Source organism: Acidiplasma aeolicum, assembly GCF_001402945.1.
GTDB classification, from domain to species: Archaea; Thermoplasmatota; Thermoplasmata; order Thermoplasmatales; family Thermoplasmataceae; genus Acidiplasma; species Acidiplasma aeolicum.
On record NZ_LKBG01000007.1, the window covers coordinates 1 to 5493 of the forward strand.

Sequence of the window (5493 nt, forward strand, 5' to 3'; positions counted from 1 at the left end):
TACACTTAAAATTCGAATATAATTAACAAAAAATTTTAATATAATATTCAACTATTAAATTAATTATTGGTGTTTATAATGTCTGTGCAAAAAACAGAATTAAAAAGAAATTCAATAGGATTGCTGCAGGGAACGTTTCAATCCCTTGGCCAGGTTGCCCCTGCAGCAGATATTGCCATACTGCTGGTTGCATCCTTTTCAATATCTGGTGCGCAAACAGTGCTATCAGTAATAATTGGATGGATAATTTACGCACTCTGGATGGTCACACCATTTGAGCTATCAAAGTTCAAATCAAATGCCGGAAGCTACTATGCATATGCAGCAGGGGCCACAGAGGATGGTGCCATGGGGCCCATTACAGCGCTTAGCTTTATGTACTATGATGTCACAGGTGCAGCCTTTGGAATACTTGGTCTTTCAAGTTTCATATTTTTAATGTATCCAGCAATAACATCAATTCCTTATGTATGGATACTCTTTGCAGGCCTTTTCACAGCCTTTATTGTCACAGTAACATATCTTGGAATAAGGCCGTCCCTTAATTACACTGCAATAGCCGGTTTAATGGAGATATTATTCCTTTTAATTGGATCAATTATAATAATTATAAGGGTTGGGTCCGGGAATTCGCTTATACCATTTGAGGTTACTGGAAAATATTCACTTGGTTTTTCATCCATTATGTTTGCATCCGTGTTCTCAATACTGGATTTTACGGGATCCGGAGTTGTTACAACAGTTTCCGAGGAGATAGAAAAACCAAAAAAGAATATAGGTAAATCCATAGTTTTTGCCATGATACTTACGGCCATTGCACTCATACCATCTGCATATGCCCTTACCGTTGGATGGGGAATTTCAAATATCGGAAGCTTTGCAAGCCATCCTGATGCGGGTCTAACTGTATTTTACAGGTACCTGGGACCTGTTGGACTTATACTTCTAATAGTTTTTACTTTAAACAGTTATTTATCAAATGGGGTTTCAAAGGCAACTGCAGTTAGCAGATGGTGGTATTCTGCTGCAAGGGATAACATTGTTTTTCCCTCCAAGCTCGGAAAAATAAATAAAAAATATCACTCACCGGCAAATGCGGTAATTACCTGGGCAGTATTTTCATTTATACTTGATGTCATAGTTGGCCTTATTTTTGGACCATTGAATGCTGCGTTTGTTCTGGAGGCTGGAACCGGAATTTCAATAATAATAGTACATATACTCGCCAACACATCATTAACATTTTATACAAGAAGGATAAATAAATTTAGCATATTAAAACATGGAATTGCCCCATCGGCTGCCACCATAATAGGTGCCATTGTCATATATTTCACTGCATACAACATCATATACAAGTATATGCTTAATCCAACAGGAATAAATACAGCATATTTTGCATCGTTTATATTCACCATAATCTGGGTGCTTGGTGGAGGAATTTCAATAACGTTGCATTATATAAAGAAAAAACCAGAGGTATTAAGAGAGGCCGGGGAGTTTAATCTCCGCTAATAATTAATATTATAGTCCTTTTTTAATTTTTCAATTAAATTTTTTAGATTTTTAATATCCTTGTTCTTAATAAGATCTGTAAGTTTTATTATGTCCTGGCTTATATTATAATAGGATATTTTTCCAGAGGCGGACTGAAAATTTGCAATTGTTTTTAGCCTGTAAAGCATTTCATTCGCATTATTCATCAATTCTGCTATGTTTTTAATCTGCATATCTGAATCATAATATTTTTTAACCTCCCTTTTTATCCTTTCAATTTTCTCAGGGTCCATGTTTATGGGTTTTTTAATAATTATATGATTCTCTGATCCTGTTGATGAATCCCTGGCACTTACCCTTAAAATACCATTCCGGTCTATTACATATGTTACATCTATTGTTACCTCTCCCCTTGGCGCCGGCTTTAGGTCTGTTAATCTTAACTCGCCAATCAATTCATTGTAGCTTCCTATTGGTCTTTCACCCTGAACAATCTTTATGACTATTTCCTTCTGATAGTCCCTAACGGTCGTAAAGGGTTTTGTTACAGAACATGGTATTCTGGTATTTGCTGGGATCATTGGCACGACTATATCATTAATTATTACATTGCCAAGTGTTAAGGGTGTAACATCCTTAAATATTATTCCAGTTTTTATGGCCTCCCTTATTTCAGCTTTTGATGCGGCTATAATTGATGCACCTATGGCAACAGTGTACATTGGGTCTATTCCTGAAAGTGCCTTTATGCCAAGATATTTTTCAACCGTATTCTGTAAGAACGGTATTTTAGTTGGACCACCTATAAAAATTAAATGATTTACATTGTTTTTTGTTATGCCTGATTTATAAAAGGCCTCATCTATTGCCCTAAATGACCTTTCAATTATTGGTTCTATAATTGAATTAAACTCATCCCTTGTTATTTCAATATTAATGTTTCCACGGCCTGTAAAATCACCGGATAGCACACTGGAGGGTGAAAAGCTGATGGTATAATTATAGGTAAGCCATATCTTTGCATATTCTGCAAACTCTTTAAGATAAAATATTTTCTCAGAGGAATCAATATTTATGTTATTTTTAATAAAAACTGACCTAAGATGGTTATATAATGCATTGGTCATTTCTATTCCACCGAGCATTGTATCCCCGGATGTTGATAGTACACTAAATGTTCTTTTCCTTATATTTAATATTGTCACATCCAGCGTTCCGGCACCCATATCATATACAATTACATTTTCATTTAGCTCCCTTTCATCCAGAAACTGGTTAAAACCGTAGGCAATTGCCGCAGCAGTGGGCTCATTTATCAGCCTTTTAACCTTAATTCCGGCAAGATCTGCTGCAACCTTGGTTGCATTCCTCTGATTGTCATTAAAATAGGCAGGAACTGTTATAACGGCATCCCTTATTTTATCCTTAAGATATATCTCGGCATCCATTTTTATTTTTGTAAGTAAAATTGCTGTTAACTCCTGTGGTGTATGGAATTCATTACCGGTTTTAAAGAGATAATCAGTACCAATTTTCCTCTTAAAATTTTTAATTGTCCCGTCAGGATAAATTTTTTCCATTTTTTTGGCCGGCATGCCCGTATATATGTTTTTCCCTGCAAATGTTATATAACTTGGGGTCGTTTTTCCATCAGGAGTGCCTTCACCTGATGGTATTATAACACTTTTCATTGACCCATTAATAATGGTGGTTATGGCCGCTGCAGAGTTTTCAGTTCCTATATCTATGCCTATGGAATACATTTATGAACAATAATGTGTTTGCAATTATAATAGTTTTTATATCCTGCCCTAAAATTATATAAATCAAATTTACTGAATGACGCTGCATGACAAAATTTAAGTATATCCAATAATTATAATAATTAAGGTCTTTAAATGTCTCAGGAGGGCAAGTGGTTTGAGGTTATAAATGGTATAAAGGACGATGATTATAATCAAAGGTTATTTAGCACGCTTGGAAACCGTTTTGGTGTTTTTTATTATAAGAAGTCTGATGATGTTAATGTTTATATATACACAAACAGCAGGCCATCATTTGTTAAGGAGGCAATAGACATAGACCCCATAGACTCACTGCCCAAGGCAGGAAATTCATATATATCTGTAAGGTTAAATGATCCATATTATTATTCAGACCATGATGAAACCGGAATAGAATTAAAGGGATTAAAAGCATTTCTCTCAAGCCTTGATAAAAATCAGGGAATTTTAATCTGGTTTTATGAATATAATAAAAAATCAGAGGATTTTGAATATTCAATTAAGGAGGACAAATTCAGGGTAAGAATTATTTTGATAGAAAAGGAAAAACATGTAAGAAAAAATCAGAAAATCATACACGAATTTGCTGATAGCAGGACCCAGAACCAGGATATATTGAAAAAATTCAGGGAATATATAGACATTGATTTTACATGGAAGAATATAAAAAAACCTACATATAAAATCTTTGACCCGGAAGTTAAGTTTTCAATAAAAGAAATGATGAATACAAAAAAAAGGACTATATATACTTACAGGGCTGAGATAACCAAAATGATGATTATGGATTACAGCCAGAGGATAGAGCTGAGATTGGATAACAAGGGCCGTGGACCCGAGGCCAGTGAGATCGCCCATAAATATCTGGAATCAAAAAATTTTGGAGGGACGGAAACAGATATAAACTTTGATTCCAGAATGGCCCAGTTAAAGGAAATTGCCTCGAGCGATTATAAAATTTTAATGTACGGTAAAAATGGTGATGGAAAATTAGAGGTTGCCAGAAAATTAATGGGGGAAATTCTAAAATCTAACAGAAAAATTTTCATATTGCAGACAGCCATGTTTGACCCTTTTAAAAATATAGTTTCGGATGACGAGGCATACAAGGTTGTTAAAATTTCATTAAGTGCGGATTATGCTGGCAGGCTTATTGTAAGGGATGGCGATGATGCAACTCTGCTTGCAGAGAAGTTATGGGCCGAAATAACAACAAAAAGCTCAAGCGAAAAGGATCCAGCACTTTTTATATACAATGTGGGGGATGTGATTCCAAGGAATGATTCAGGTGTTCCGGTATATGAAAGTGAATTCTGGAGTTCATTCTTTAATCTTGCAATGAAAAAACCATCACTTATAGGTTTAATTTATGATGGCGATGGGCAAACGAAACTCTCACTTTATACAGATAAGGTTATCAAAACATACATGGAGGGAAATGAAACATCCTTCTCTATTGAGGAAACAAAGTAAATATTATTTATTATTAAAATTTTTATTTAAAGTATAATTTTATTAACTATTTTATTCACTGCCCTTCTTATTTCCACATTTATGGCCATCTTGCTTATGTTTAATCTCTGGGCAAGCTCTTTATTTGATGCCCCCCCTTGGTATGTTAAAAAATTTACTGTCAATTGCCTCCTTTAATACAAATTTTTCTTTATCCGTAAGGAATATATCCAGTATGTAACTGCTTATTTCTGGAACAACCTCCTCTGCCTTTAGCTCCCTTATATTTTTTATATAAACATCATTTCCTGCTATTTTTAGAATGTCATTTATCCTGTATTTTTCTGTCATAAATATATAATTTTCAGTATTATTATAAACACTGGATTTTAAAGGATATATAGCTTTTTTTATTAATTTGTCTATAAATGCATTTTCATAGGAAACATCCATGTATAAAATGGAAGAGGATGAATCAATGTTATATATATTTACATTTTTTACCGATTTATCCTTTTTAATGGAAATCTTAATTTCACGTATATCACTTTTATTATAAAATTTAGAAAAACGTATTGCCCTTAATGAATTTTCATTATATGTATACCCTAAGAGAACATCCCTGTAATTTTCTGGAACGTAATTTGTCCAGCAATTCTCATGGCGTATTTTCAGGCTAAAAAAAGATGTATCATTCATATTATTGTGCATAAAATAAAGGGTCTGAGTGAATTAAATTTATTATTCCATACATTTCAGT

Annotated in this window: 5 protein-coding genes; 2 read left to right on the forward strand and 3 right to left on the reverse strand. The window is 33.9% G+C overall.

Annotated features, from left to right (window positions below):
- Nucleotides 1–78: 78 nt before the first annotated feature.
- On the forward strand, nt 79–1515 hold the full coding sequence (locus AOG54_RS00545) for an amino acid permease (RefSeq protein WP_055032256.1): 1437 nt from the start codon (nt 79–81) through the stop codon (nt 1513–1515).
- On the opposite strand, the gene AOG54_RS00550 is transcribed toward AOG54_RS00545, so the two are convergent.
- Complete coding sequence (locus AOG54_RS00550; protein WP_055032257.1) at nt 1512–3260, reverse strand: Hsp70 family protein; 1749 nt, start codon at nt 3258–3260, stop codon at nt 1512–1514. The genes AOG54_RS00545 and AOG54_RS00550 overlap by 4 nt on opposite strands.
- Before the next feature lie 135 nt (nt 3261–3395).
- Here AOG54_RS00550 and AOG54_RS00555 point away from each other — a divergent pair, with 135 nt between their 5' ends.
- Nucleotides 3396–4754 (forward strand): hypothetical protein, encoded by a 1359-nt coding sequence (locus tag AOG54_RS00555; RefSeq protein WP_055032258.1) that lies wholly within the window; start codon nt 3396–3398, stop codon nt 4752–4754.
- A gap of 26 nt (nt 4755–4780) precedes the next feature.
- On the opposite strand, the gene AOG54_RS10200 is transcribed toward AOG54_RS00555, so the two are convergent.
- Together AOG54_RS10200 and AOG54_RS00560 are read right to left on the reverse strand one after the other, a co-directional pair.
- Nucleotides 4781–4918 (reverse strand): helix-turn-helix domain-containing protein, encoded by a 138-nt coding sequence (locus AOG54_RS10200; protein ID WP_156324149.1) that lies wholly within the window; start codon nt 4916–4918, stop codon nt 4781–4783.
- Nucleotides 4875–5444, reverse strand: coding sequence for a hypothetical protein (locus AOG54_RS00560; protein ID WP_055032259.1), 570 nt, complete (start codon nt 5442–5444; stop codon nt 4875–4877). Before AOG54_RS00560 ends, AOG54_RS10200 begins: the two co-directional genes overlap by 44 nt.
- Nucleotides 5445–5493 lie beyond the last annotated feature (49 nt).